Here is a 25,238-nt window from a genome sequence, read left to right on the forward strand (position 1 = left end):
TCGACGATTGAATTTGCCAAGAGTAATCTGCTCATCCCCAGGGTTTCCCGGAATCCGGCACCACGATCCAGTAGCGCTTGCCGACAATGCCGTCCTGCGGCGGCGTCATGATGACAAAGCGATAGAGGTTGTGAGATGCACGCTCGTTGAGCGACCAGAGCGACCGTTCGAGCTGGCGTAACCGACCTCCAGACAATTCGACGAGGATGGCCCGATCGTCATCCGCCGCTCGCGAGTTGCTGCGCATCAGCCGAAAGGTCTGCGCCCTCAGCTTGCCGTCGACCGGTTCGAAATCAAGCATCTCGACAATACGCCCATGCGGGCGCGGGCCGGAAGCGCTCAGCGCAGCCCAGACTGCAATTGGCGTAAACAGGAGGTGACAAGCGAACAAGATAACCAGAGCAACCTCGGCCGCAGGGTCCACACGCCTCAACCGACCGGCCTCCGCAATGGCCACGTTACAAGGCCGCGCAGCATCCAAGTTTGCGCGACGGCGCTCCTGGTGGCCCGCAGATGCCCGGCGAGGCCGAGCGTGAGCAGCAGAACGAAATCGTGACTGATACGTCCATGCGCCAGGCTCAGCAGCACAACGAACAACGTCATGCAGGCCACGAAGCGGTAATCCGCGAGCACGCGGGCGAGTGGAGTCACTGAGCGCCAGGCGGCTGCGACCGACGCGATGAGGACCACGCCCGCGAGCCAGCCGAACTCGATGGCGACCTCGACGAAGCTATTATGCGCGCCGAGGCCCGGCACGCAGCTGCGCATGGCAAAGCTTCCGGCGCCCATGCCGAATGGCCCTGCGTCAGGCAAGATCCGCAAAGCGTCGGCCAGCAACTGCTTACGGATCGCGATCGAGTTGTCGAAATCGACCGCAGGGCAGCCAACTGCCACCGGAGCCAGCATTCGGGCGTCCGGCGCAACCGCGGTAACGCCCGTTGCGGTCAAAAGATGCCGCCCATAGACTGAGGCCGCACTCCAGCGGGCGGCGGCACCCGCGCCTATCGCAACGGCGAGCAACGCCACTAACACCAGACCACGCCGCCGCGCCGCGCCCTCGCACAGAAGCGCGGCGGCGAGCGCAGCCAGCTCAAGGGCGAGCAGCGAGAACCGCACCATGGACGCTGCGAACACTGCCGCAGCCAGCACCGCAAGCAGACTAATCCCAGCGAACGCCATGCGCGGCAGCCGGTCGGACGTCACGGCGGCGATCACGACGACGCCAAGCAGCATGGCGAACTGCGCCGGCGCCGCATCGAACTCGCCGAACACATAGGGCTTGCCGTGATGGTCCGACCATTGCTCAGTGAGTGCAACCGTCGTCGCAAGCGCCCCGATCGCGACGACAATCGCGCCGACTGTCAGCACACCTCGACGCGCATCGCGCACCGGCGCAAGTCGGCCCGCGGCATATTGCGTCAGTGTCACGCTGAGGAGGACCAATTCCTTCAAGTCCGAAAAACCATTCAGGAGGCACGACACCGCGATACAGACCGCCAGCGCAGCGGCAAGCCCGTCGCAAAGATTGGGTCGAATCTCACGCCAGGGCGCCATCGCGATCAGTAGCCCTACCGGCACAACCAAGGCGAGCCCCGTGAACTTGGTGCCGAGGCCGAGCAGGCCATGCGCCAGCACAGCGACTGAGCCAGCCGCAACAGTCAGTCCTAGTAACGCACTGCGAAAACTTGATGTTTTCAACGGTCGCCCACCCCAGGCAAAGCATGAGGACCAACGTTTGACGCAACTCCTGCTTGATAGCAAGCGTTAGTTGTAGAACAACATAATACCCGCATCCACGCTCTTGCCTATAGGCGGAAGGTGGCATTTGATGACGTGGTCGGTACCGCCCGAGAGCCAGCATGGGCAACGAGCTGATCGTCCGAAAGTCGACGTTTCCGACAGTTCAGAAGATGCGCCGAGCTGCCCAATACGTTCGGATGTCTACAGAACGGCAGCAATACTCAATTCAGAACCAGGCTGCGGTCATTGCCGCCTATGCCCACGCGCACAATTTGACGATCGTCCGCACCTATCGGGATGAAGGAGAGAGTGGCCTTCTCATCAAGAATCGAGCTGGCCTCATTCAGCTCCTCGAAGACGTTCAGGCAGGTGAAGCGGACTTTGGCCATGTCCTGGTTTATGATGTGAGCCGCTGGGGTCGATTTCAGGACGTGGACGAAAGCGCACATTACGAATTTGTCTGCAAGCGTAGCGGCATCAAGATCGCTTACTGTGCCGAACAATTCGATAACGACGGCAGTATGCTGGCGAGCATCGTCAAAAACATCAAAAGAGTTATGGCTGCCGAGTACAGCCGAGAGCTTTCCGCAAAGGTCTACGCCGGACAGTGTCGGTATGCACGTCTCGGCTACAAGCCTTGCGGCAAGGTTGGTTATGGGCTGGTCCGAGAGCTAGTTGACGAGAAGGACCAATCAAAGGGCATCATGAAGAACGGTGACCGCAAGTATCTTACGACCGACCACATCCGGGTTCGCCCAGGCGATCCGCGCGAAGCAGCAATCGTAAGATGGATATTCACTCGCTTCCTGGAGGTGAAATGCGAAACCGTGGTGGCATGGGAGCTCAACAAGAATGCGGTGCCGACCAGAACGGGGAAACCGTGGACGCGTGTCATGGTTGGCGCAATTCTCAGGGACGAAACTTACATAGGCAATCTGGTCTTCAACCGGCGATCGTGGAAGCTGCGGCAGACCCGCACCTATAATCCCCCTGGAGAGTGGATTCGGGCGGAAGGTTGCCTTGAGCCGACAGTTGATCGCGACCTCTTTTTGCGAGCCAACAAATTCATCGACGAACGGCGTGTTGATTTATCTGAAGAAGAAATGATTGTTCGCTTGCGTCGAACCCTGCTTGAAAAGGGTCGCTTGAGCATAAGCATCATAGACCGCACGCCGGGTTTACCCTGTGTTGCAACGTGTCAGACCCATTTCGGCAGCATTCGCAACCTTTACCGGTTGCTCGGCTACACTCCGAAACGGAACTACGAATTTCTGGAATCACGTCCGCTTTGGTCTGAGCAAAAGACGATGCTCGCGTCTCGCATCAGAAGCGCCGCTAGACGCGCAGGCTGCCGCACGAGCACCGGGGGATGGACAGACTCATTGCGCGTCAACGGCACCACGTGCGTTTCTGTCAGAGCGGCGCGCTGGACACCGCGAAAGGAGGAAACGCATTCTCCACACTGGACCATTCAGTGCGACTCGCATGTGCCCGCAGGATGGATTGCCGCGATACGACTATCGGAACACAACAAGGATATCCTCGATTACGTGTTGTTGCCTACCGATGGCAAGGTCAAGAGAACCATAAGGTTCTCAGAGGCGGCCCGCGAACGTCACGAAATCACTTGCTTCAAAACGGCTGACGCCCTCGTTCGCGCGATCACCAGGAGGTTAACCAGGAAAACGCCTTCCCGAGCCACACCAGCGCCGATGAGCAAGCAACCGAGAGTAAGCCAGCCCAAATCCAAGAGCGGCCACGTACAACGCTAATAGACCGCAGATAAAGAAACGCACCGAGCAGTGTGCCGTAGTTCCTCTTAAAGTCACCATTGAGCTTTGCAATCTTTGACAGCTCGGAAGATGTCTGGATCTCATCGGCCATTGACGCTGGTCCTCACTATTAAAGCCAGCGCCTTATGAACCACTGTTTTGCCCGACGGAGCAAGCGGAATTTCGGTATTTCAAAATTTTACAAGATGAGCCTTTGGTTAGTATTGACCAATCGGTTGCGATTAATCTCCTCGGACCCACAAGCCTCAGCGGCTGGTCACGTCTCCAACTCGCATCTATTTTCGGACCATGACCAAGGCGGAGAACAGAACGGCAGCGAAGGCATGGCACAAGGAACGCATGCGCCAGCGCGCGGATGACGCTCGGGCCGAGGCAGTTGCAGCAGACCTCGCCGAGCTGGGCCGGCTACGCCACTATCTTGTTTTCGGCAGGAAAGACGTCCGCGCCGACCGCGATAAGCTGATGAGGGCCATCGATGACTATGTGGAAGAAATGACCGGCGACCGTACCAAGCTTCACGCGCAGGGATCAAGTATCGGTGCCTAACGCGTCAATCTCAAAGCCGTCATCCATCGTAGAAGCACACGAATGGCCTTTTGAAGAATGTGCAATCTTTACAGCATCACCACCAACCAGGCCGCCATCCTGGCGCTGTTCCGCGTCGTCAACCAATATGCCGGCAACCTACCGCCGATGCCGGGCGTTTTTCCTGACTACAAGGCTCCGATCGTCCGGACAGGCGCCGACGGTCGCGAGCTTGCGCTTGCTCGCTGGGGCATGCCGTCGTCCTCTAAAGCGCTCATGGACGCCACCAAGAAGAGAGCTGAGAAGCTGCAAGCCAAGGGTAAGGCGGTGGATTTCAAAGAACTGCTCCGGATGGAGCCGGACTCCGGCACCACCAACATTCGCAATGTGAACTCCAAGCATTGGACGCGTTGGCTCGGTGTCGAAAACCGCTGCGTGGTACGATTCAATTCGTTCAGTGAGTTCAACAAGGCCGAAGGCGGCGACATCTGGTTCGCGTTGAACGAGGCCCGGCCCCTCCTTTGCTTTGCCGGCATTTGGACCAACTGGACGTCCGTCCGGAAGGTCAAGGAGGGCGAAACCACCAACGACCTCTACGCATTCCTGACGACGGAGCCTAATGCCGAAGTCGGTGCCGTCCATCCGAAGGCTATGCCCGTGATCCTGACGACCGCTGATGAGGTGGAGATCTGGATGAACGCGCCTGCGGATGAAGCGCTAAAGCTACAACGGCCGCTTCCTGACGGCGCACTGCGCATTGTTGCCCGCGGCGTGAAGGAGGATCCCGCACCAGCGAGGTAGCCTTTTGCACGCTGCGGTATCGCGGACAGGCCCAACCCTGCCAATGGCCCGAGCGAGCAGCCTGGAATGAGCGCGAAGTAGCTATTTAGACCGCAACCGCCCCTCTACTTTCTTGCGGCTGCTGCCGACCTTCTTGACCGCCTTCTTAACCGCGGATGCGGAGCGCCCCATCTTCTTTGCCTCGTAGCCGACTTCGTATTTCTGTCCACCCGCCACGCGAGCGCGGTCTTGCTTACGACCGCGAGCGGTCTGCTTCTTCGCCTTAGCCATGTTGCACCTCCATGCGCTGCTGAAACGCATGGAGATTCAGTTGGTTCCTGATCGGCCATCCACTACCGGGCAGGACCGGAACGAATCCGCGCACAAAGATTCGAGTCAAAGTGTGAGTTGCGTGGAGTGTTCTGTGGCGTCGCAGCGGCAGCGGAAGTCGGTGGCAATCGGCGTGAAGGCGCCCTTCCCGGGCTTTATCGAACCGGCCCTGGCGTCCTCCGTCGAGAGAGTGCCATCCGGGGAGCGGTGGATTCACGAGATCAAATTCGACGGCTATCGTGTTCAGGTGCACCTCGCGAATGAGGCCGTGACGATTTACACGCGCCGCGGCCACGACTGGACCAGGCGCTTCAAGAAAGTCGCCGATGACGCTTGGCACATCAAGGCGGGCTCGGCGATCATTGATGGCGAAGTTGTCGTCCCCGCTGCTGACGGGACGACTGATTTCTCGGTGCTTCAGAACGAGCTCAAAGGCACCTCATCTAAGATCGTGTTGGTCGCCTTTGACCTGCTCTATCTGAATGGACGAGACCTACGGAGACTGCCGCTCCATCGGCGCAAGCTTGAGCTGAAGCGGATTATTTCCGGCACCGACGTGCAGTTCAGCGAGAGCTTCGAGATGGAAGGGCGCGAGATGTTCGCGCATGCCTGCAAGGTTGGGCTTGAGGGTGTCGTCTCCAAGGTTCGCGACAGCGTTTACAACAGCGGTCGGGGCCACAACTGGGTCAAGACGACCTGCGCGCAGCGAGAGACGCTAACCATCGCCGGCTTCGCACTGGACGAAGGCAAATGGGACGGCGTGTATCTCGGACGCCGCAAGGGCGACGATCTGATCTATGCTGGCAAGGTCGACCACGGCTTCGACAAGACATCAGCCGACGAACTGCGCAAGCGACTGCAGCCGCTGGTCCGTAAAACCCAACCCTACACAAAGCGCATTGCTCACAAAGGCATTTGGGTCGAACCGAAGCTGCTCGCTGAGATCGAGTACCGCGCCAAATCAGCCGAAGGCAAGGTGCGGCATCCCTTCTTCAAGGGCCTCCGGGAGGACTTATGACCCGCGTCGGCCCCAAGCTTCGCTCGGAGAAGCGGGTGTTGCTCGCCATGCGGGGTGCGCAGAACATCCTGGCACGCCACGTCGAGCCGGGCGGCCTCGACGAAAGAGCTACGATCGACGCCTTGCTTACTGTGCTGGATGACGAGGAGGTCGTCGAGGCCGTGCATGAACTGGGGCGCACTCTGCGTTAGTTGCCTTCCTATCGCGAGAATCCGTTAAGTCGTACGGGGACATCAAAGGCGCCATGGTCACTCGACGCGGCGATCTTTGACGATGGCGCGGCAACCCTAGCTGACCGCGCAACCGGCGTTATTTGGGACGAAGTGCCGATGTATGGATGGATGAGGCGCGCGCAATGAGCGAACAGGCCCGCCAGTTTCACGCCGCCGGGCCTCTGTGCTGGCCTGGACGTGCCGCGCCGATCGTGCGGACTGTCGCGGCGCAGCCGCGGGCGCGGGTGCGGAACCTTCTCGCCCTGGAGGCATCCACCGGTCGCGCCTGAGGCTTTGGGCCGGCTCCAAAAGCTTATCCGGCTATCATCGCAAAAAGCACGCCACTCTGGTCATCGTCCTTGTCGTTCCCTGAGTTCTGAACATACTTCCGCCTCCACGACTGCGTTAAACACGCCATTAGAGTTCTGGGTCAGCTGGTAACAAGACGACGTGACGTGCTGCTCCATGCTCACCTATAGCAAAGCTTCGCAGGCTCAAAAGCCATCTCAGTCCCGTTGAATGTTAGCTCGCCCTAGCGCAGATGCGGATCGCTCTCAGGCGGGTGCCATTGCATTTGATATGGAGCGTCAAATGGATTCCACGCTGGGCGACAAGCTCGCGGAAGAGCAGATCACAAAAAGCTTGGAGGAGCAGTTTTCTACACTGGTCAACCCAGCGCGCGAAGAGGAAGTCGGTCCTTTGGCCCCGCCGACCAAGAGGAAGATGTCTCGCGCCACGCCAGCAACGATTCATCGCTCGGCGGGTTGGCGCTACTTGGTTTTCGGTTCTCTATTGGCGGCATCCATCGGTGCGGCTGCCTGGCGGTGGTCACCCTCCGTTGATAAGGCGATGGTGCCCCCCTCAGACCCGGCACCTTTGACACAGGCCGCGCCGCACGCCGCCGCGCCGACTGCAGTTGCCCTGTCTTCCGAACTTGCGCGGCAGCTCCAACCGATGGCGCGCGATTTCGCTGCCTTGAGGCAAACGGTCGAACAGCTCGAGGTGAGACAAGAGCAATTGGTACGCGACAATGAAAATCTCGTGAGCCAAATCAAGGCGAGCCGGGAAGAAATGGCGCGTAACAACGCTACCATCGACCAGATCAAGGCGACCCAGATTCAGACGTCGCGCGACAGCCAAACGCTCACCGAGCGGCTCAACGCAAGCCAGGAACAACTCGCCCAGGTCATCGCCAACGCCTCAGAGCCAAATGTGATGCCTGAAGAGCCAAAGGTGAGCCCCGAAGAGCCAAAGACGATGTCCAAAATACCACTGCCGCGTCCGCGGCAGTCGGCCAATGTCGCCCAAACGCAAAAGCCGGCGCCAACCCCCGCGCTGCCGCAAGTCAAAAAGCCGCAAACATCATTGGCATGGCCCTGGTCGGTGCGCTAGAGCGATCGGAACGGATCAACCGCCAGTGAGTGCCCGATGACCCCTCTACATAGCTCTGCTCGTTCTGCTCGGCGGGTGTGAGCGGGGCGATGTTTGCAGGTCCTCGCGCACGCCCTTGAAGCAGGCGGCTCGAAATAGATCGGGCACGATCTCGCCGCGCACGTCGTCGCCCCCCATCGCAAGAATGTCGAAGGCGTAAAGCTGAGCTTCGTGATCATGCTTGCGGCTGTGCAGTGCGTTGAAGTCGGAGACCCCGTCCACCCCAAGGATCACAGCCTCGCCATCGATCACGAAGCGCTTCTGCGGGTTCTTAAGGCCGCTTCAGCGATCCAGGGATAGCGCTTCGTCCAATCCGTGCCGTTTCGAGAGAGGAGGCGCACGCGTTCGACCTCCCTGATGATTAGCATCCGGTAGCCGTAGTGCTTCACCTCATGAATCCAGTCCGGCCCGTTCGGGACTGGATTGGCGGAGATGGATCTTCGCTCCGGTGTCCAACAGCCCCCTGAAGCCGGTGCAGACCCCAACGGCCTCAGCTCCCGCCGAGCCGAGGCCGTTCATTAGTTTACGCTGGCAATTGTCCCGCGCGTCTCGAAGTAGAACGCTGCCGGGCTCGAAATGAATGTCCCGGCAGCATTTATTCTCGAACTGAGCGCTGAAATCCCAGTTGCACTTAGTCTAGCAATGACCGTGCCACAGGTTTGTGACAGGAAATAGCAAACGGCCTCGAGCAGTTCCGGGGCTGGCTCGGATGCTGAGGCCGTTCGGCGCAGCCTCGAAAATAGGCGCGCGGTGCTTATTTTTCCCGACCGTGGCCGGATTCGCAAGGAATACTTGGACCAACTGTACATTATTGCCGCCGGTTCATGCCCGGCGAGCCTTTGTCGGTTTCAGAGGGGCGGCTTGTCCGCAGGCGAAGAAATAAGCGAACGTAGCGCTTGTTCAGCTTGCTCCTTGGTCAAGCTGGCCGCCCAAGCTCTCCCGATCAATGCTGGGCCCTTGCGTTCGCGATCGTAGACCATCCAGCCCTTGCCTCCGATTCGGACGAAAAATCGGCTCGGCGACGGCGTTTCGTCAGTCAATGAAGCGTGCTCCCGAGGTGCCCAGCCCTTAGCAGGGGAGCGCATTCATCTATGTAGCTTCATTCACGTATGTGAATCGTGCCGGGAAAACATGGCACGCAGCCAAAGTTCTCGGTGGAGGCCGCGCTTTAAATTCGGTCGGGAAAAATGGCCCCAGCTCCGTGGGGCAGGGTGCCGGAGCTGGGGCCTGCCGGGGTGCCCTGGGGAAGGGGATCGGGAAGATTAGGCAATCTGCCAAGCGTTCCCAGCCCTGCCTCAGGTCACCGGTCCTTGTCGGGTTTGCCGTTGGGGGTGCCGTCACCCCCGCCATTGCCGTAGCCATTGTTGCCACGAGGGCCATGCTTCAAGCCGCCGCCGGAATGCGCGATGGCTGTGCTGGTCAGGGACGTCGATAGCAATGCTGTGATGGTAGGCGGAGTTACTACGGCGAACTTGCCGCAGGTCTTCAGAAATTCCCGCCGATCGTCATCTTCTTGTTTTGTCATTTCCACCTCCAGAGTTCCGCAGCCAATATAATATTTAATCGGAAATTAAATATATTAAATAGTTAATAGGTTCAATCACGATAAGTGACAGAGGATTTCGGCGCGGCGCTCCGCCGAAGGGGCGGGTGACGAAAAAGCCTCAGCCGCTGTCTGGACGGCTGGGGCGTCAACCAAGAGAGCTCGCCTGTTCTTCGGCAGATGTGCAGGTAAAGCGCTGTGAGGGGCTCGCCCGTTCCTAACCGGAGGTACTGCAATTCGCGACTGGAACAATTGTGCACTTTGGCGCTTTAGAGCCCGACTCTGGAGGAGTCGGGGCTGTGACGGACGAGAAAGAAGCCGAACTACCCAAGCAACAGACGCAGGACCATGGCCCACGATGCCCAACCTGCGCAGCCTTCCCCCAGTTGACGCAATCCCTCTTGGACCCGATCAGGGGTCGTACCGTGCGGCTCTTTCGTTGCGAGTGCGGTGAGCGCGTTTGGGACGACTGAATCAATAGCAAGCAATCGTAGAAAGGTTTATTGCCACTCTATCACCGGCCGAGGCATTGCCCGTAGGCGTCGGTGGCTGAGAGACCGATGGCGCTCCCGCCTGCAAGGCACTAGGAGCCCCGACATGGCTTCAGATCAGTTGCATTCTCAGCAAGTCTCTATGCAGATAAGGCGCGCCCGCGACATGGCGCAGCGCTCCGAGGAGCTGCTTAGCCAGCCTAAGCCGGACACATTCGCTGGCCGCAAGACGCGAGAGCCGTTCCCGGCCGAAGACCCGATGCTGCGCGAGGACATCCAGAACCTGATCCACAGCGAACTACAGCCACCGAAAGAGTAACGCCGCCTCAATCCCCAATTAGGAACCAGTAGCAAGCGCTTTGATTAGTGCTGTGCTCCGGCTCCATGCCCCCCGTGCGCGCCGGAGTAAGTCCAACGGCCCCAGTCGCCGCCAAATGGCTGGGGCCGTTTTTTTTGCGGCTATCGTGTTCGATGGCCCGTGATTGCAAGCCGCGGATCTCCGCGCTCGAAGTCGGGCCTGACATCGGCGCCGCGGGCGCCGCAACCCTGACACACGAAACGCGGCTCGATGTCCGAAAGCCGCACTTCGTCCGGCCACGGGGCCCCCTCCAGGGCGACGTGGTGGCCGCAGTGGCAATAGACCAGGATGCCGGTCAGGCCCATCCCGCGCATCTGGCCGAAAGTGATTTTCATCGGCCGGCCATCGGGGTGGGTGGGCGTGTGGCGCCGGGCGGGGTGGGGCATGACCATGCAGATCAACGGTGGAGTACGCTCCCATTGATTCCGCGGTGGGCGGTCAGAGGCAAGCCGCTAGGGCTTGGGCCGCGCTAAGGGCGGCACGCCGCAATTCGGTCAAGGGGGCGGCGGCGCCGGACGGTGCTGTCCTAATTAGGATGCCCGCAAAGGGGAATTAGGACACCACATCATCAAAGCGACTATGCTGATTTGCCCATGCCGCCGTTTGACGACACATCCCCGATGCGTTCGCCAGCCAGGATGCGCTTTTCGAGGGCCCGCCTTTTTGGCGCCGAGAGCGTTGAACCCGACAGGATCACCAGAGCCCGCCAGGATAGCCGTGAGGTGATTTCCTCTTGCTTTTCACAGCACCGGGCGACGCGCATCAGCTCTGAGATGCTCGAAGCCTCTAGGTCGCACTTCTGCAGTGCCAGCTCGCCGAATTTTCGGTCATTCGCGGTCTTGTCTCAGCGCTACCAACTGACGGCCAAGTGGAGGACGCATGCTGTGGGACCTACTGCGAGCTTTCCCGCACGGCATCAGCAGACCCGAGTACGATCTGATTTGCCTCTGATACGGAGGGCACCCTCGATTCTTGCAGGGTAGGTTGTCATCTCGCGGAGCCGCGCGCCACCAGCATCAATAGTCCGCCGACTTGCGGGAGTAGCGCCAAGAGCACGAGCCGAAGCATCGCGAAGTCCTCCGAGGCGGGCCGGAGCGAACCGAAGGTTGCCCAGGCGACGAGTTTTACTGCGGCATCCGTTTGTGGATCTGCTGCCCGACCAATGGCTGCGACCGCGGTCTCCAGGGCTTGCCGTCGCTCCAAGACGGTCGCTTCGCGCTCGCGGCAAAACTTCCCCACCCCACCTTTGCATTCGCGGTCTCGGGCGGCCATCGCATCAGAAAGCGCGGCCTGCGCGCCAGTAACGACCGGCGTGACGCGTGACGCGCGCGCAAGCGTCACGTCACTGATGTTCGTCGACGCGAAGCCGAGGCCCGCCGTTACGACAAAGACGAACGTCAGGAGCCAAAGAGCCCAGCCGAGCAGTGCGCTCCCGCGGCGCCCGATCTGCCATAGGTTGGCGGCACAAGACGGCATCCCGAGCGCTATGAGATCGGCGGCCATGCCAAGGGCCAGGAAGAGCCAACCCGCGGCATCGCTCGAGCCAAGAGACCGAGCAAACCATCCGTTGACCGCCACTCCCACGCCAGCCAGAGCCACGGCTGCTACCATGAGGATTGCGGATGCAAGGTTAAGCCGTGACGGCGTGACGCTCAGCGGGATGAGCCGCGTCACGGGCAAGAGGTTGACGGGCGCGGGCGTCGGCGTGACGAGTGACGCGGCGCGGTGAGTATCAGTCTGCGTGACGGTTTCTGCGCAGGCGGGGGGTGGGGCGGCGGGGGTTGGCGCCATGGACGGTTCTACGCGACTTGGCTCCGTACTGAGAGTGTAATGATCGCCGAACGTGGGCGCGGCCATCGGCGGCCGGATAGCTTCGGTGGCGGCCTTTGCTTTCTTTCGATCCCGGTAGGCTTTAGCCCGCTCGGCGCCGGTCATGGCCTTCTTCGGCGCTTGGCGGAGCGTAATTACGGCGGCTGAGGTGTCAGGCGGCATGGGGCGGCGGTCCGTTTTGTCGATTTTGGTGATTTGATCGAGTTTACTGTGACGCTTGAGGCTGGATTCGCGGATGGGAGTTTGGCGATGCGGGCTACCGTCCTGCGTCGGGCGCAGCAAACGTGACTTTTCCCGTCCGCTCTCAATCGTTGAATGTAAAAAGGACACCCCGGGCTTTTTGCCCGGGATGCGTGGCGTTCCAAGCGTCAGCAGCTGATCGGTGCTGTTGCGGGGTGTACAAGTGAAAGCCTTTGGACCTGATGCAAGCCGCGAACAACGCAAACCCGTCTTCCCGGTCCAGGTGTCGCATCACAATCAGAGGCTTGATCTCGTAATCGCATTGCGCGGTCGCCAGCTCCGCTTGCGTTTGGAGGTGGTCGTCTGTGACCCTCGCACTTTGCTCGATCGGGTGGAACACCCATTCGCCAGCCGTCGCGGGGGCGCTGGCGCACGAAACTGCGATAACAGCGGCAATGCCAATTCCAACGTTTCTCATCGAACACCCCCAACGTTCACCATGAGTTTGCCGACCTCCGCAGCCGAGTCGCAACCGGAGGAGTGCTCCGCGGGCCGCACTCACTCGCGCTCCGGCTGGCGCAGCTGCTGCGCGAGGGCACGCACGGCACCGATGAATTGCTCGTGGCCGACCTTGAGAGTCATCCACCGGATTGCAGCTCGCTCCCGCTCGGCGCCGGGCAGCTTCCGAAACCGCGACTTGCCCATGTGGTTCTTGAGCGCGAAACGGGAAATACCGAGGTGATCGCAGATGCTTTCGACCGTGAGCACCGGTTCGACCGCGGGCGCCTGAGGAGGCGGTGGCGGCGTGCGCGCTAGGATAGGCCGGCCTTCATTCTCCGCCGGCCAGAAGCGGACGTCTCCGGCGGCCGTCCGAACATGCAAGGGTGCCGTAGGGAACGGCGCCGCGGCGGGATCTCGGCGATCGGTGCCGAAGATGTCGGACACGATAGACGGCGCCCGCGGGAGCCGTAGGACAAGCGGGGGGCAGGCTTCGTCCGACTTCCCTGCGGTTGGCCGGTCGATCCGTTGGAAGCTGAAAAGCGCCCGCCGAAGGCGATCCTCCCAGGCCTCCCGCGGCTGGGGGTGTAGAACCGGGTCGATGGCGACCAAATGACTCCGGTCCGCTCCAATTGGCTTGTACCGGTACACCGGCCATGCCTGAGCATCCTCAAAAGCGGACAACCCCCTTATAAGAGAGTCCTTATAAGGACGTTGTCCGCTTTTGCCGCGGAGCCGCCCATCCAACCACCGGCGCATCTCAGAAGCGGGTCGATCTCGGCCAAACCCCTTTCGCGCCGCGTCCGCGGTCGGGAAAAGGTCCGGCATGACGAGTTGCTTGTCTTCCCAGCTCAGCGGCCACATGCCTCGAGCCAAGAGGACAGCGGTGGGAGACACATCAAGCCACTCCTCGAACGTGCCGGTGCTGTCCACCGTGATATCGATCGCGACCCCGGTCACAATTTCGATGCGTAGTGGCCGGTCCTTTCCGCGCCTAACCGGTCGCGCGCGGTGCACTGCTTGCGTTAGCTCCGCATCTCGGATCTGCTCCAAAAGTGCGTCAGCTTTGGCGTCCGGATGATACGGCCGCTCCACGGTTGCCAGGGAGTTGCCAGGACTCCGCAACTCGATGGTTCGGGTAGGGTAGAAGTCCGTCCCTATCGAAGCGGTAGGATGCTGCCCGAACTCCACCTTAACCGCGCGTTCGATTTCGGCAGGCGCGGGTTGCATACGCGATGCGGCGACCAACCGCAGACAGTCCTCGAGGCTATTCAGGCCCCTGATGTTCCCCAGGTGATTCAGGATCAGATTTGGAGGTCGCGACTTCCACGACCGCCAAGTCGCCTCCATGTAGTCTTCAAGGCTTTTTGGGACAATCAGGCCAGTTATACCGTCCGACCTTCGGTCTTCGGCCGCCTTCACCTCAATCGTTCGCATGAAATCTTGCGCTGTATTCTCCTGCGCCGAGCGCTTATGGGGGCTTTGATCACCACCGGCGCCAGGCACCACTTTTCCGTAGCTGACTGCCTGGTCGGTTACCTGGTGCACGTAAACGCTCTCGCCCCGCTCAACCCGGATGTCCGCGATCAATTCGAACCGCGGGAGCCAATTCGAGACGACAATTCCGTTAAGCGTTGCATCCAAATGGAGAACCGGACGCTTGAGCCAATCCGGATGCGGGCGCGCCGGTGTCGTAATGCGGATCGCCGGCTCATCACCGGCAAGAAGCCTCATGCGCGCCGACGTGGCCCCTTCGCTCCGCAGCAATTCGCCAAGGTTTTGCCAGAAGGCCTGTCGGACGCGTACCAATCCGTTTGAAGCGGTGACTGGCTCAATAATCGCCTGGATCGTGTCGTCGTCCGCGCGAGGGTCGAAAGCCTTGGCTACGGGGGTGTAACCGTAGGCTTCCCCAGCTCTCACGGCCGCGCAAGTGGCGTCACCAAACCCTTCGGCCTCGAACGAGGCCCGCGGCAGGTAGCTGCCGGGCGCTACCCGCTCCACGGCGGCCACGGCCCGCTGTAACCAGCCCTCAAGGCGCGCATGTTTCGCACGAGACGTGGAGAAGTCGGAGAGCGGCAAGTCATCTTCGCGAGCGCTACCCAAGGTCAGAGCCTCGTCGACGATCAAGGCAACGGCTTCTTTCATCGAACCTTGAGGTTTCGTCGCCAGGGCCGCATGCGTCGTGACCCACACGCGCGGCGTCATGTCGGCTTGCTGTCGGTAGCCACAATCGCCACGGAAGGGGCAGAAGCCCCGGCTCGGAGAACCGCAGACGTCGTTTATTGAGCCGGACGACTTGACCACCGCCTTGACCAATTCGCCGCGCCGACAGAGCTTCACGCCGGGCCGCGCTGGATCTTCTCGATCGATGCCGCGCCATGTGGCCGCCAACGTTTCTCCTGCGAGCCGGTTGATGTCGGCTTCGATCTCTTCGGCTTTGGAGTGCGTCGGCACGGCAAAAACAACGCCGCTGCCGGTTTCCTTCACATAGCGGACAATCCGCCCGATCGTGGTGTGAGTCTTTCCAGCGCCGGGCGTTATCTTGATGCCCCACTGAGCGTATTCTGGCGGTGTGGGTTCGGCATCGGATGCAAAGATACTCTCCGGGTCTAATTCACCAAAATCGACCTCGGCCGAAAGCTCCCCCGCAGCCGCGCGGTGCGCCTCAAGGGCGTCTTCGTATGCCCCGCCGTCGGCGAGCCCCTTTGGCACGGCCTCGTCGAAAAAGCGCGCGACGGCCGCTTGCAGAGACGGCTGCGCCTCCGCCAGGGGCATTCCCTTGTCCGGCCAAGGACACGACGCTCGCGAGCGGCGCTCCTCCTCGGCTTCTTCCGACACGCGCTGTTGGCCTCGCACCGAATCGATAAGTGTGTCGATGCGATCGAGCTCCATTCGGAGATAGGCCGGCGGATGAGTTGCAGCGTCCCACTCCGCGGCGGCAACCCTATCAGAAAGCAGCCGCTTCAGCTTCTCGGCGCTCGCGTTGGACCCGTGCCGGCGCCAATACACCGCCACGCAGTGTTTCAGAGCGCCATGGCAGCCGGCGCCGCCTTCGTGGTCGCCGATTGCCGCCAAACACTCCGAAAACGTCGCACCGACGGCCCCGCCCGGCGCGCCCAAGGCAACGTTCCGTTCAACCGGGCGCGCGTCGTCGAAGCGCGGGACGGCTACAGTGTCCGAAGTGCCCTCGATCAGACCGGATCGCGCACATCGACCGGCCAATGGATCTTGAGCGCCTTCCTCAACTATCGGCGCCGCTACATAGATCGGCTGAACGGTGGTAAATACCGCCGGATCGACGGGAAATTCACGAAACCATGCTTTTGCGGCCTTCCCGGGCTCTGGCACTTTTTGACCGAGCCAGCGCTTCAATTCTGTTTCACCGAGCCGGCGATCGAGCCAAAAACCTAGCCGAATGTGAAGGCCAGGCTTGATGCCCGCGCTGCCAGTGAATTGGTACCAACAACCAACATCGTGAAAACAGCGCGGCAGCTTAGCGCGCACCAATTTCACGGTATCCGCAGGGCTTGCCAACGGATCGAAATCGTCAGGCAATGCAACGCCATCGATATCGAACAGGATCCACCGGCGGGGCTCCTCGACCAATGTTGCTGGCCCATCATCCTTTGGAAACTTGCGGCGCAGCATCCGCTCGCGGTCGATGCCGGGGCCGATTGCCCCACGGACAACGCACTTGTGCGGATCCGCCGAGACGCTTTCGAGAAGATCGGCCAAAGCGCGCAAGCCCGAAACGCTGAACTCCTCGCCCCTATAAAACTTGACGTTCTGCTGAGTGCGCGTCTCGATCGCGCCGGCGCTGCCTCTGACGATCGTCTTTGTCAGCGGCCGGCTAAGCGAGGTTAGAACCGTCACGTTGCCAGCCGTCATGCGCGGCCCGCGGCGAGATGGATGACGGTAAGCCGATGCCTTCCCTTAAGGCGTGGTTTCAGATAGCCGACCCAGACGTCGACTTCCCGCTCCCGACAACGAAACACGACTTGCTTTAGTGCCAGAACGCGGTGCGCCTCGCCCGTTGCCAGCCCGCGCTCATGATCGACAGCAATCAAGACTTCGTCGCATTCGCCAAGAGCCCACTCTACGGCCGACGATTTGAAAGCGCTTGGGGTGGATAGCCCGCAGGCTGGGCTCGAGAATTCGATTTCGACGCGGTCGGGAAGCGCCTTGGCGACGTACTGATGGAAAAGGCGCTTCGTCGCAGTGGTGACGCGCACCCCAGGTCCCAGGTAAAGAATGACGCTGCTTGCGTGCTCGTCCAAATCCGACGAACATGCGTCCGGCGGCGGCTCGTAAACTTTCAGCATTGATCGGCCGGGCCAGGGCGCCTGGTCGCGCCAAGGCGCGTGGTAGTTGCCTTCATCCGTCGACATCAGATGCGCTGGAAAACCCACGCGTCGCGTGGTAGACTGTACGCTCATTCAAAGCATTCCTTCGGCCCTCGTTCAGCGCTGGACACGCTGTGCGGGGGCCGAAGTGCTTCGACCGAACCGCGAGGGACTTGGTTGGGGAGGACTGCCGAATGAAATGTGAGACTGGAATGAGCGCGACCGAGGCCGCGGGCAGATTACGTTGCAGATCGCGGCGACCACTCAGGCCGCGACGCCCGCGAAATCAAGCAGGGCGCCGACGGTGTAGGCAACGCGACGCGGCCCAATCTTGGTAGGCTTGGGGCCGCTTCCCAGCGAGTCATATCGCTCAAGCGTTCGATAACTTATCCGGAGAACTTCGGCGGCCTCTACTCTGGTCAAAAGCGCGTCGCGTCCTAGCCGACGCGCGGCCTCGAGTGTCAGCTTTCCAGTGACGGGATCAGAAGCGGGGGTCATTTGTCGCATCCATGGGGCCAGTTTCTCCTAAAGAGGTGATATGGCGGGAATATCCCCTGCGATGTTGAAAACGTCACCTCGCTAAAATCGACAATATCGACAAAACACGATCGACAAGGGGACTTTTGAACTCGGAATTCAGCGCCCGAGCGTGGAATTCAACGTCACGCACTCGCGGCGAGATCTGTGACCATCGCGTCGTCAACAACTCGCGCGACGTATTTGGCCCAGCGGTCTGCCGCATCGACGCGCTCTTTCCATCGCGGTTCGCGATCGTATGTTTCTAAGAGCTCTTCGCGCGTGTGGTTGAGCATCATTTCAGCGACCTCCTCCTCTACGCCGGCGGCGGAAAGTCCCGATCGGAAAGTGCGCCGGCAATCGTGCAGATGAAACGGCACCCCGCACTTTTTGACTAGGTCGGGCTGCCTTTTTGACCAGCCCGTCATGCGCTTGCCGCCGGCGCCCGCAAAAACGTAGTCGCTCTTCGCCCACTTCTTTTGACGCTGCAGAATCGCCATGGCGAACGGCGGTAGCGGGACGCGATGCTCTCGACCGTTTTTAGTTTGGGGGCCTGGAATGGTCCACACGCCTTTGACGAAGTCGACGTCGGATCTCCTCATCAAGGCGGTTTCTTTCCGCCTCTGGCCCAACAGCAACAGGATCCGCACATAGTCACCGTACGGCGCCGAAACCGCGCTACAGCCTCGCCAGATATGTTTGAGCTCGGCCTCGGGAATCGCCCGACCGGTCCGCGACGTGAACTGAGCTCGCGTCTTGCGATCGCGGCGCCACCCGGCCAGCGGGTTTGCGTGCAGCAGGCCCCGATTGACGCACCAGTTCAGGAACGTCGCGGCTTTGGAACGAAGATCTTGCGCGGCCCCGGGCTTCTTTCGCTCCTCGAGCTTGGCAACCTGGTTCGCAACGGATTGTCTATCTATCGTCTGGACGTCAACCTTCCCCAGCGGTCCTAGGAGCTCGCGCCGGAGAAGCGAGATTATGTGCACGGTGTTGACGACATGCCGGCCTTTAAGATGCTCTTCGTATGCATCGATGGCCCGGTCCAGGCGCGCCGCATCGCGGCGCAAGGCCTCTTTACGTTGACTTTGGGGGTCGAGGCCGCCCGCAATCTGGCCGGCAAACTTGCGCGCCGCCGTTCTGGCATCGGCCAATCGCACGGAGCCGACCTCACCCAGCGTCATGCGCCGTTGAGGCGCCTTTCGTCCACCGCCGCCGGCTCGGTACAGCAAAATGAAAATCTTTCGACCAGATGGCCAACAGCGCACGCCGAAACCGCGAACCTCAGAGTCCCAAAGAACGACTTCCCGGCCCTCTTCTGGCTTGAGCGCCTTGATGCGCTCTTCCGTGAGATTCACGCGGTTCTGCATTTTCTTTGCCCCTATCCGCCGGAAGCACCCCGGAATCACGCAATTGCGGGCTCAAGCGGGCTACGTCGGGCTAGTGTCTCACGGAAGTCACTGATTGCCCAGCGCTTTCGGAGATGCGCGGGCTTGCGCGGAATCACTAGTAGATCAAGCACACTTTTGGTAATGGAGAGGTCGACAGTTCAATCCTGTCTGGCAGCACCATTTTTCCCCATTGAAGCGAGCCCTCCACTTGGTAGCCCCACTTGGCAGCCCCATTTGGCAGCGAGCCCGCAACACCCACGGATGCGATCGTGATCACACGTTCCCTGCCCTATGAAGGACTGCTCCACGAAATCGTCGAGCATAATGGCGTGCTTTATCTCGGCGGCATCGTCCCTGAAAATGCGGGGCTCGATATGGCGGGCCAGGCCGACGATGTGCTGCGCCAGTTGAAGACTCTGCTCGATGGGGCCGGCTCCGATCTCTCCTGCGTTCTGCAGGTGACGATCTTTATGGCTGATCTCGCCGACAAGGCGGCGTTCAATCAGGTGTGGAAGCGCTATTTCATTGCCGACAATCTGCCAGCGCGTGCGGCCATTGGCGTTGCGGATCTCGGCCCGGGCGTCAGGCTGGAGCTGACGGCGATCGCCGCCCGCCGCTGATCTACACGGGCGAGGCGAGAGCGCTCGGTCATTCCAGTGTTCGCACATCAAGCAACGTTCTCGCGGCGCGAAGCGTCCGAGTTTTGCTGTATTCCTTGACCCTCTTCCTTGAAGAGGGCGCAGGGAAGACCGGGTGCCGGCTGGCACCCATGACCCGCTGCGCGAAGAATTTGCACACGCAAATGCGCAGGCGGAAAACAGGTGGGCCGGAAAACACCCGGCCTTCCCTGCGCGATGGGTTGACGGCCTATGCCTGCTCTCCCCGGAGCCGAGTTCCCTCTGGCCTCCGTCACCTCGCGAAAACCGACGCACCGCGTCCGGTTGGCCGATGCATCTTCGCGAAAGCTTGGCTGTAGCAACGACAGCCAGGACCACATGGTTTAGCCGTACGCAGCAGCGCCGTTCGTCACACGGAGAAGGACCTCACGAGGTTCACCCGCCCTGGTCCCGCCTTCCCGTGCCCGACGCAGCCGCGTCCACCGCACCCCAGCCCACGTTCGTTGCGACGTACGATCGCCCCTCTCCATCGGGCCGGGATGGCGGGAATATGCCGCGAATCCGAATTTCGGTAAAGTGGAATATTTTTGCGAGGAGGGGTTGACGGGGTCTGGGGTGTTTTGCCCGACGGGTCGCGATTGGGCGCGCAGGTAAGGTTAATCCTTCCTTTCGATTGTCGGTAAAGTTTTATCTATTATCGTGTTTGCCGTGGATGACGAACCAGAGGCTTGGATAGTGTTTGCGTGTTGCCTGATCGTGACTGGGATTGCGTTGCTTCTCTCCGGCATCGTTGCCTTCGGCTTTCATAGAAACTCGCTGCACGCGATGGCGTTGCTGTAGCCGGCGCCGTGGCTCAATGAGCGAAGGCGGAAGCGAAACCCATCAAGTCCTTTCGAGGCGGTGACGAAACATGATGGGTTTCGCAAGGGCTCTACTCATCCTACGCACGATCAATTGTCGTTACCCGCAGCACGCCTCGCAAACCGATCATCTGCCCGACGCAGCCGTCGACACAGTTCGCGGTTGATGTTCTGCAGCACGATCACATAGGCGTGGATGTCGGCCTTGTAGCAGGCGTAGAGATTTTGGGCGGTCAGCTCGTACAGCACCGTCGGTGCCTCCGCGACAACCGTTGCCGAGCGGTTTTGCATTTCGATCAGCGTCATCTCACCGAAGAAGTCGCCGCGCTCCAGCACGGAAATCGGGATGACGCTCCCCGCATTCGTCCGTTTGCTCACCGCGAGCCGGCCGGATTTGACGATGAACAGCGAGCGGCCCGGCTCGCCCTCCGCCACGACGGTTGCGCCCGCGTCGAAGCGGCGCTCGACCAGCATCGACATCAGCAGGTCGAGACCTGGCTCCGGAAGGCCGCCGAAGAACGGCGTCGCGAGCAGGAACGCTTCCAGATCGGGGGCCGTGACAACCATTGCGCTAGGATACGCCCCACCGCTATCTGCGGCAAGCAGAGCGGCGTGTTCCGTCATTGCGAGTCTAGCGAAGCAATCCAGAATCGGTCCGCAGCGACAGTCTGGATTGCTTGGTCGCATCGGCGCAAAATTGCTTCGCAATTTTATCGCGAGCTCCTCGCAATGCCTCGCAAATCGCCGCTCACTGCCGCGCAGCGCTCTCCCCGCGCAGTTCCCTTCGCTTTCGCCACACCTGCAGGTCGATCATGGCTTTGATCGTCGCCGCGAGGATGGCCGCGCACAGCACGGCCTTTGAGATCGTCTCCATCGTTCCCTCGATCAGGAGGCAATGGACCACGCTGCCCGCGACGATGACGATCGCGAGGGGAATATGAATGATGCGCCAGGTGCGCGGTCGCAGCTCCAACCGCCGGCGCAGGGACGCCAGCAGCGCAACGATGAAGATGGCCCACATCGCGGTCACGCCGAAGGGCGAGAATGGCGTCGGCGATGAGAAGGTCAGCGCGTCGATCATGTCGGGCGGACTGGTGATCCAGAGGCCGGCGACGTGGATCAGCACCGCGAAGGCCAGTGCGCCGCCGATCCAGTGATGGGCACGCCGTCCGCGATAGGCCGACAGTGGAGGCAGATATCCGCCGATCAGCAGAGGCTGAACCAGCACGAGACCGAGCGCGATGATCCCGGCGAAGCCGGCGAGGATGTAGACCGGACCGCGCCATGCGAGCTGCTCGCTTGTCGCAGCGGCAGCGATCGGCACGCCGATGGCCAGCGCGAGGGCAACCCAGATCAGGATCGCCCGGGCCGATCTCCACCCCGTCATTCGCTGGCCCGATCAGGCCGGCTGCAGGACGAAGTGCGCCTCGAGGCTGGTTTCCTTGGCGCTGCGCATCACCGGCCGCAGAAAGACGGTTTTGAATTCGCCGCTGTCATAGGCGAGGTGACCATGCGGCTGGCCGAAGATCGGAATGATCTGCGGCATCTCGAGCCGGAACTTGCCGTCCTTGTCGGTGAGCGTGGCGCCGTGGCTCTGCGGCTCGTGCTCCTGGCCTTCGGTCGTGTGCGCCCAGATCTGGATACGCTGCCCCGCGAGCGGAGCGCCGTCGCCGGCGCGGCGCACGGTGCCGCTCATCCAGAAACCACCCTTGCCGATCCGATCCACGATCGCCGCACCCTTGCGGTAGTTGTTGGCGCCGCCCGACATCGTTTCGGTCGGCGCGAGGCCTGCCGCACGGGCCGGCAGCAGGAGGCCGGATGCGCCGGCCGCCAAAACGGAGCCACCGGCGACGAGGAGATTGCGGCGATTGAATACGACCGTGGTCATGTCAGTTCCTCCGGGCGGTCGGCGCGATCGCGCGCCGTGCGATGATTTCTCGTGCCCCGGACGCGGTGCAGCACGCAGTGATGAGCTGCAGAGCCGGGCCTAGCCAGATCGGTTCCGGCTCTGCGGAGCAGCGTTTCACGCTGCACCGCGTCCGGGACACGCGACTACCGGGCAATGGCTGCGCAAAACATACAACACCAGGCCTGAAACGCCCAGTTGCGGCGAAGGGCGCAACGGGTCGCAATAACAGTGTTGTGAACGAGCGCGCGGCCGCTCGAACAGCTTCGCAGAATGCGTCAAGCGGAGCGAAACCCATCTGGCTCGTTCGACGGCGAAGGATGTTGGGTTTCGCGAGTGCTCTACCCTTCCTGCCCACGGACACTACATGTGGTGGCACAGCTTCTTCCCACCGGTACCCTCCCCATGATCCCCTTCTCCGTGCTCGACCTCGCGCCGATTTGCCAGGGCGGCGACGCCGCGCAGGCGTTCCGCAACTCGCTGGATCTCGCCCGGCACGCGGAAGGCTGGGGCTTCAAGCGGTTCTGGCTCGCCGAGCATCACAACATGACGGGCATCGCCAGCGCGGCGACGTCGGTGGTGATCGGGCATATCGCGGGCGGAACGAAGACGATCCGCGTCGGCTCCGGCGGCGTCATGCTGCCGAACCATTCGCCGCTGGTCATCGCCGAGCAGTTCGGCACGCTGGAATCGCTCTATCCCGGGCGGATCGACCTCGGGCTCGGGCGCGCGCCGGGCACCGACCAGTTCACCGCGCGGGCGATGCGGCGCGACCTTGCCGCCGCGTCCGAGAATTTTCCGCATGACGTGCTGGAGTTGCAGGCGCTGCTTGGCGATGTGCAGCCGAACCAGGCGATCCGTGCCGTGCCCGGCATGGGGACCAAGGTGCCGCTGTGGATTTTGGGATCGAGCACCTTTGGCGCGCAGCTTGCCGCGATGCTCGGGCTGCCGTTCGCGTTCGCCTCGCATTTCGCGCCACAGATGATGATGCCGGCGCTGCGCGAATATCGCGCACGCTTCGAGCCATCGGCGCAGCTCGACAAGCCCTATGCGATGGTCGGCGTCAACGTGTTCGCCGCCGAGAGCGACGCGGAGGCGCAGCGGATGTTCTCCTCGCTGCAGCAGCAGTTCATCAATTTGCGCCGCGGCACGCCCGGCCCGCTGCCGCCGCCTGTGGACGACATGGATGCGCTGTGGTCGCCGGCGGAAAAGGCCATGGTCGGCCAATCGCTGTCCTGCTCCGCGGTCGGCTCGCCTGATGTGGTGGAAGCGAAGCTGAAGGCGCTGATCACTGATACCGGCGCGGACGAGCTGATCACCACCGGGCAGATCTACGACCACACCGCGCGGCTGCGCTCGTTCGAGATCGCGGCGCAGGTGCGCGATCGGCTGGCGCAACAGCCGGCGGCGTGAGCGCGATCGAGCGCCGACGGAGGTGCACTCCCTCCCCCGCTTGCGGGGGAGGGCTGGGGAGAGGGTTGTATCCGCAAGGGGACAACCCCGAGAGGACAGAGCCCTCACCCCGACCCTCTCCCGCAAGCGGGAGAGGGAGCGCACTGCGTTCGCAGTGAGCCTCGAACCCTCTAGTCCGGAAAGCCGAACAGCTTTGCCGGATTGTGGACGAGAATCTTCTCCAGCTCCGTCTGGTCGGGCGCGTAGCGGTACATCAGCTCGAGCAGATCGGCGTCGTTGGGCGGCTGCTTCACGGAGACCGGGTGCGGCCAGTCGCTGGCCCAGACGCAGCGGTCGACGGCGGCCTCGATATAGGCGCGCGCGATCGGGATCACGTCGTCGTAAGGAGCGCCGGCTTTCGAGGTCTTCTCGCCGAGCGACAGCATGACCCAGAAGTTGCCCTTCTCGAGCAGCTCCAGCATCTTGCGCAGGTTCGGATCGTTCTTGCCGGCCTCGGGATCAGGGCGCGCCATGTGATCGATCAGCACGGGGACGTCGAGATTCTCGTATTTGGCGACGCTCGACATGATGCCGTCCTTCTCCGGCTGGATCTTGACGTACCAGCCGAGCTCGCGGATGCGCGCAATCGCGCGGGCGAAATCGGCATCCGACAGCACGGCGCCGAGCTCCTGGCGGAAGCTGAAGCGCGCGCCGCGCACGCCGGCGTCATGCAGCCTGGCGAGATAGGCGTCGTTCGCCTCCGCGAACACCAGCGCGTTGGCGCAGCCGCGATAGTTCGGACCCATCGCTTTGAGCCCGTCGAGCACGACGGCGTGGTCGGCGCCGTAGGTCGTGGTCTGCACGATGATGCCGCGCTCGATGCCGAGCGTCTTGTGCACGCGCAGCGCAGCCTCCCAGGTCGCAGTCGGCATCCGATAGGCCGCACCGGGGCGCTCCGGATATTTGTCGATGGGCCCCAGCACATGAAACTGGCTGTCGACGGTCTTTGGCGGCGGGGCCTTGACCGGGCGGCGCGGATTGGGATCGAACGGCAGATAGGTCGGCATGCGATGCTCCTTCAGTCGATCACGGCGGTGAAGTCGCACTGCACCAGCGCGCCGCCGTCCATATTGTCCATCGGCAGCGCGTGACGTGCCGGGCGGGAATGCTCGTCCGGAAACATCTTGAGCCATTCGACATTGATGGGCCCGCGGTTGCCGCGGTCCTTCAGCCACACCGTCATCTTGATGATGTCGTCGGTGCTGCCGCCGGCGGCTTCCACGATCGCCTTCATATGCGCGAACATGTTGGCGCATTGGGCATCCAGGCTCTCGGGCATCGCGTTGGTCGCGGGATCGCGGCCGAGGATGACGCCGGACATCACGAGATTGCCGATGCGGCAGGCGTTCGGAATCGGATTGACGTGCTTGAAGCCGCCGATGTGGATGCTCTTGCGCCGTGTGTGACCACTCATGGTGCGCTTCCTC

At 61.7% G+C, this 25,238-nt stretch carries 24 protein-coding genes; 9 read left to right on the forward strand and 15 right to left on the reverse strand.

Annotated elements, in window-relative coordinates:
• Window positions 1-31 precede the first annotated feature (31 nt).
• Window positions 32-301, reverse strand: a complete 270-nt coding sequence (locus XI03_RS26965; RefSeq protein ID WP_271593793.1) for a hypothetical protein — start codon at window positions 299-301, stop codon at window positions 32-34.
• 128 nt (window positions 302-429) lie between these two features.
• Complete coding sequence (locus tag XI03_RS26970; protein ID WP_271593794.1) at window positions 430-1,635, reverse strand: hypothetical protein; 1,206 nt, start codon at window positions 1,633-1,635, stop codon at window positions 430-432.
• A gap of 224 nt (window positions 1,636-1,859) precedes the next feature.
• Here XI03_RS26970 and XI03_RS26975 point away from each other — a divergent pair, with 224 nt between their 5' ends.
• From XI03_RS26975 to XI03_RS26985, 3 genes are all read left to right on the forward strand, one after another.
• A complete protein-coding gene (locus XI03_RS26975; protein WP_271593795.1) occupies window positions 1,860-3,512 on the forward strand; it encodes a recombinase family protein in 1,653 nt (550 codons plus the stop codon).
• 309 nt (window positions 3,513-3,821) lie between these two features.
• Window positions 3,822-4,079 carry a hypothetical protein gene (locus XI03_RS26980; RefSeq protein WP_271593796.1) on the forward strand — a complete coding sequence of 86 codons (258 nt, stop codon included), beginning with the start codon at window positions 3,822-3,824 and terminating at the stop codon, window positions 4,077-4,079.
• A gap of 57 nt (window positions 4,080-4,136) precedes the next feature.
• The gene (locus XI03_RS26985) at window positions 4,137-4,859 is read left to right on the forward strand and encodes an SOS response-associated peptidase (protein WP_271593797.1); all 723 of its coding nucleotides are present in this window, start codon (window positions 4,137-4,139) and stop codon (window positions 4,857-4,859) included.
• Window positions 4,860-4,940: 81 nt separating this feature from the next.
• On the opposite strand, the gene XI03_RS26990 is transcribed toward XI03_RS26985, so the two are convergent.
• Window positions 4,941-5,129, reverse strand: a complete 189-nt coding sequence (locus XI03_RS26990) for a DUF3606 domain-containing protein (RefSeq protein WP_271593798.1) — start codon at window positions 5,127-5,129, stop codon at window positions 4,941-4,943.
• Between the two features lie 133 nt (window positions 5,130-5,262).
• Between XI03_RS26990 and ligD the strand changes: the two genes are divergently transcribed.
• The 3 genes from ligD to XI03_RS27005 all read left to right on the forward strand — a co-directional run bounded on the left by ligD (window position 5,263) and on the right by XI03_RS27005 (window position 7,790).
• Entirely contained in the window at window positions 5,263-6,186 is a 924-nt protein-coding gene (gene ligD, locus XI03_RS26995) for a non-homologous end-joining DNA ligase (RefSeq protein ID WP_271593799.1), read from the forward strand.
• Window positions 6,183-6,377 carry a hypothetical protein gene (locus XI03_RS27000; protein ID WP_271593800.1) on the forward strand — a complete coding sequence of 65 codons (195 nt, stop codon included), beginning with the start codon at window positions 6,183-6,185 and terminating at the stop codon, window positions 6,375-6,377. Before ligD ends, XI03_RS27000 begins: the two co-directional genes overlap by 4 nt.
• A gap of 612 nt (window positions 6,378-6,989) precedes the next feature.
• On the forward strand, window positions 6,990-7,790 hold the full coding sequence (locus XI03_RS27005) for a hypothetical protein (protein ID WP_271593801.1): 801 nt from the start codon (window positions 6,990-6,992) through the stop codon (window positions 7,788-7,790).
• Window positions 7,791-7,835: 45 nt separating this feature from the next.
• Here the strand turns inward: XI03_RS27005 and XI03_RS27010 are convergent, their stop codons facing one another.
• The gene (locus XI03_RS27010) at window positions 7,836-8,081 is read right to left on the reverse strand and encodes a hypothetical protein (protein ID WP_271593802.1); all 246 of its coding nucleotides are present in this window, start codon (window positions 8,079-8,081) and stop codon (window positions 7,836-7,838) included.
• A 1,048-nt stretch (window positions 8,082-9,129) separates the two neighbouring features.
• Window positions 9,130-9,354, reverse strand: coding sequence for a hypothetical protein (locus XI03_RS27015; protein WP_271593803.1), 225 nt, complete (start codon window positions 9,352-9,354; stop codon window positions 9,130-9,132).
• A gap of 615 nt (window positions 9,355-9,969) precedes the next feature.
• On the opposite strand from XI03_RS27015, the gene XI03_RS27020 reads away from it, so the two are divergent.
• Window positions 9,970-10,182: a hypothetical protein gene (locus tag XI03_RS27020; protein ID WP_271593804.1), complete on the forward strand. Its 213-nt coding sequence runs from the start codon at window positions 9,970-9,972 to the stop codon at window positions 10,180-10,182.
• 140 nt (window positions 10,183-10,322) lie between these two features.
• Here the strand turns inward: XI03_RS27020 and XI03_RS27025 are convergent, their stop codons facing one another.
• The 5 genes from XI03_RS27025 to XI03_RS27045 form a co-directional block, all read right to left on the reverse strand.
• Window positions 10,323-10,607, reverse strand: coding sequence for a hypothetical protein (locus XI03_RS27025; RefSeq protein ID WP_271593823.1), 285 nt, complete (start codon window positions 10,605-10,607; stop codon window positions 10,323-10,325).
• A gap of 601 nt (window positions 10,608-11,208) precedes the next feature.
• The gene (locus XI03_RS27030; RefSeq protein WP_271593805.1) at window positions 11,209-12,333 is read right to left on the reverse strand and encodes a hypothetical protein; all 1,125 of its coding nucleotides are present in this window, start codon (window positions 12,331-12,333) and stop codon (window positions 11,209-11,211) included.
• A 456-nt stretch (window positions 12,334-12,789) separates the two neighbouring features.
• Window positions 12,790-16,617: a hypothetical protein gene (locus XI03_RS27035; protein WP_271593806.1), complete on the reverse strand. Its 3,828-nt coding sequence runs from the start codon at window positions 16,615-16,617 to the stop codon at window positions 12,790-12,792.
• Window positions 16,614-17,165 (reverse strand): hypothetical protein, encoded by a 552-nt coding sequence (locus tag XI03_RS27040; RefSeq protein WP_271593807.1) that lies wholly within the window; start codon window positions 17,163-17,165, stop codon window positions 16,614-16,616. Before XI03_RS27040 ends, XI03_RS27035 begins: the two co-directional genes overlap by 4 nt.
• Window positions 17,166-17,734: 569 nt before the next feature.
• Entirely contained in the window at window positions 17,735-18,955 is a 1,221-nt protein-coding gene (locus XI03_RS27045) for a tyrosine-type recombinase/integrase (protein WP_271593808.1), read from the reverse strand.
• Between the two features lie 290 nt (window positions 18,956-19,245).
• Here XI03_RS27045 and XI03_RS27050 point away from each other — a divergent pair, with 290 nt between their 5' ends.
• Complete coding sequence (locus tag XI03_RS27050; RefSeq protein WP_271593809.1) at window positions 19,246-19,596, forward strand: RidA family protein; 351 nt, start codon at window positions 19,246-19,248, stop codon at window positions 19,594-19,596.
• Between the two features lie 947 nt (window positions 19,597-20,543).
• Here XI03_RS27050 and XI03_RS27055 read toward each other — a convergent pair.
• The 3 genes from XI03_RS27055 to XI03_RS27065 all read right to left on the reverse strand — a co-directional run bounded on the left by XI03_RS27055 (window position 20,544) and on the right by XI03_RS27065 (window position 22,341).
• Entirely contained in the window at window positions 20,544-21,020 is a 477-nt protein-coding gene (locus XI03_RS27055; protein ID WP_095426820.1) for a cyclic nucleotide-binding domain-containing protein, read from the reverse strand.
• 181 nt (window positions 21,021-21,201) lie between these two features.
• Window positions 21,202-21,840 (reverse strand): ferric reductase-like transmembrane domain-containing protein, encoded by a 639-nt coding sequence (locus XI03_RS27060; RefSeq protein ID WP_028140747.1) that lies wholly within the window; start codon window positions 21,838-21,840, stop codon window positions 21,202-21,204.
• A gap of 12 nt (window positions 21,841-21,852) precedes the next feature.
• A complete protein-coding gene (locus XI03_RS27065; protein WP_028140748.1) occupies window positions 21,853-22,341 on the reverse strand; it encodes a twin-arginine translocation pathway signal in 489 nt (162 codons plus the stop codon).
• Between the two features lie 423 nt (window positions 22,342-22,764).
• Between XI03_RS27065 and XI03_RS27070 the strand changes: the two genes are divergently transcribed.
• Window positions 22,765-23,772 carry an LLM class flavin-dependent oxidoreductase gene (locus XI03_RS27070; protein WP_271593810.1) on the forward strand — a complete coding sequence of 336 codons (1,008 nt, stop codon included), beginning with the start codon at window positions 22,765-22,767 and terminating at the stop codon, window positions 23,770-23,772.
• A 170-nt stretch (window positions 23,773-23,942) separates the two neighbouring features.
• Here XI03_RS27070 and XI03_RS27075 read toward each other — a convergent pair whose 3' ends face one another.
• Both XI03_RS27075 and XI03_RS27080 read right to left on the reverse strand, forming a co-directional pair.
• Window positions 23,943-24,818 (reverse strand): amidohydrolase family protein, encoded by an 876-nt coding sequence (locus XI03_RS27075; protein WP_271593811.1) that lies wholly within the window; start codon window positions 24,816-24,818, stop codon window positions 23,943-23,945.
• Window positions 24,819-24,829: 11 nt separating this feature from the next.
• Window positions 24,830-25,225 (reverse strand): RidA family protein, encoded by a 396-nt coding sequence (locus tag XI03_RS27080; RefSeq protein WP_271593812.1) that lies wholly within the window; start codon window positions 25,223-25,225, stop codon window positions 24,830-24,832.
• Window positions 25,226-25,238 lie beyond the last annotated feature (13 nt).

It is taken from the genome of Bradyrhizobium sp. CCBAU 65884, assembly GCF_028128835.1.
Taxonomy (GTDB): Bacteria; Pseudomonadota; Alphaproteobacteria; order Rhizobiales; family Xanthobacteraceae; genus Bradyrhizobium; species Bradyrhizobium ottawaense.

What these genes read in the sequence shown, in the direction of transcription:
- XI03_RS26965 (WP_271593793.1), bottom strand. Translation starts at nt 301, where the DNA reads ATGCTTGATTTCGAACCGGTCGACGGCAAGCTGAGGGCGCAGACCTTT.
- XI03_RS27035 (WP_271593806.1), bottom strand. Translation starts at nt 16,617, where the DNA reads ATGACGGCTGGCAACGTGACGGTTCTAACCTCGCTTAGCCGGCCGCTG.
- XI03_RS27025 (WP_271593823.1), bottom strand. Translation starts at nt 10,607, where the DNA reads ATGCCCCACCCCGCCCGGCGCCACACGCCCACCCACCCCGATGGCCGG.
- XI03_RS26990 (WP_271593798.1), bottom strand. Translation starts at nt 5,129, where the DNA reads ATGGCTAAGGCGAAGAAGCAGACCGCTCGCGGTCGTAAGCAAGACCGC.
- XI03_RS27065 (WP_028140748.1), bottom strand. Translation starts at nt 22,341, where the DNA reads ATGACCACGGTCGTATTCAATCGCCGCAATCTCCTCGTCGCCGGTGGC.
- XI03_RS27000 (WP_271593800.1), top strand. Translation starts at nt 6,183, where the DNA reads ATGACCCGCGTCGGCCCCAAGCTTCGCTCGGAGAAGCGGGTGTTGCTC.
- XI03_RS27015 (WP_271593803.1), bottom strand. Translation starts at nt 9,354, where the DNA reads ATGACAAAACAAGAAGATGACGATCGGCGGGAATTTCTGAAGACCTGC.
- XI03_RS27055 (WP_095426820.1), bottom strand. Translation starts at nt 21,020, where the DNA reads ATGGTTGTCACGGCCCCCGATCTGGAAGCGTTCCTGCTCGCGACGCCG.
- XI03_RS27045 (WP_271593808.1), bottom strand. Translation starts at nt 18,955, where the DNA reads ATGCAGAACCGCGTGAATCTCACGGAAGAGCGCATCAAGGCGCTCAAG.
- XI03_RS27075 (WP_271593811.1), bottom strand. Translation starts at nt 24,818, where the DNA reads ATGCCGACCTATCTGCCGTTCGATCCCAATCCGCGCCGCCCGGTCAAG.
- XI03_RS27020 (WP_271593804.1), top strand. Translation starts at nt 9,970, where the DNA reads ATGGCTTCAGATCAGTTGCATTCTCAGCAAGTCTCTATGCAGATAAGG.
- XI03_RS27060 (WP_028140747.1), bottom strand. Translation starts at nt 21,840, where the DNA reads ATGACGGGGTGGAGATCGGCCCGGGCGATCCTGATCTGGGTTGCCCTC.
- XI03_RS27080 (WP_271593812.1), bottom strand. Translation starts at nt 25,225, where the DNA reads ATGAGTGGTCACACACGGCGCAAGAGCATCCACATCGGCGGCTTCAAG.
- XI03_RS27070 (WP_271593810.1), top strand. Translation starts at nt 22,765, where the DNA reads ATGATCCCCTTCTCCGTGCTCGACCTCGCGCCGATTTGCCAGGGCGGC.
- XI03_RS27005 (WP_271593801.1), top strand. Translation starts at nt 6,990, where the DNA reads ATGGATTCCACGCTGGGCGACAAGCTCGCGGAAGAGCAGATCACAAAA.
- XI03_RS27040 (WP_271593807.1), bottom strand. Translation starts at nt 17,165, where the DNA reads ATGAGCGTACAGTCTACCACGCGACGCGTGGGTTTTCCAGCGCATCTG.
- XI03_RS26975 (WP_271593795.1), top strand. Translation starts at nt 1,860, where the DNA reads ATGGGCAACGAGCTGATCGTCCGAAAGTCGACGTTTCCGACAGTTCAG.
- XI03_RS26985 (WP_271593797.1), top strand. Translation starts at nt 4,137, where the DNA reads ATGTGCAATCTTTACAGCATCACCACCAACCAGGCCGCCATCCTGGCG.
- XI03_RS26980 (WP_271593796.1), top strand. Translation starts at nt 3,822, where the DNA reads ATGACCAAGGCGGAGAACAGAACGGCAGCGAAGGCATGGCACAAGGAA.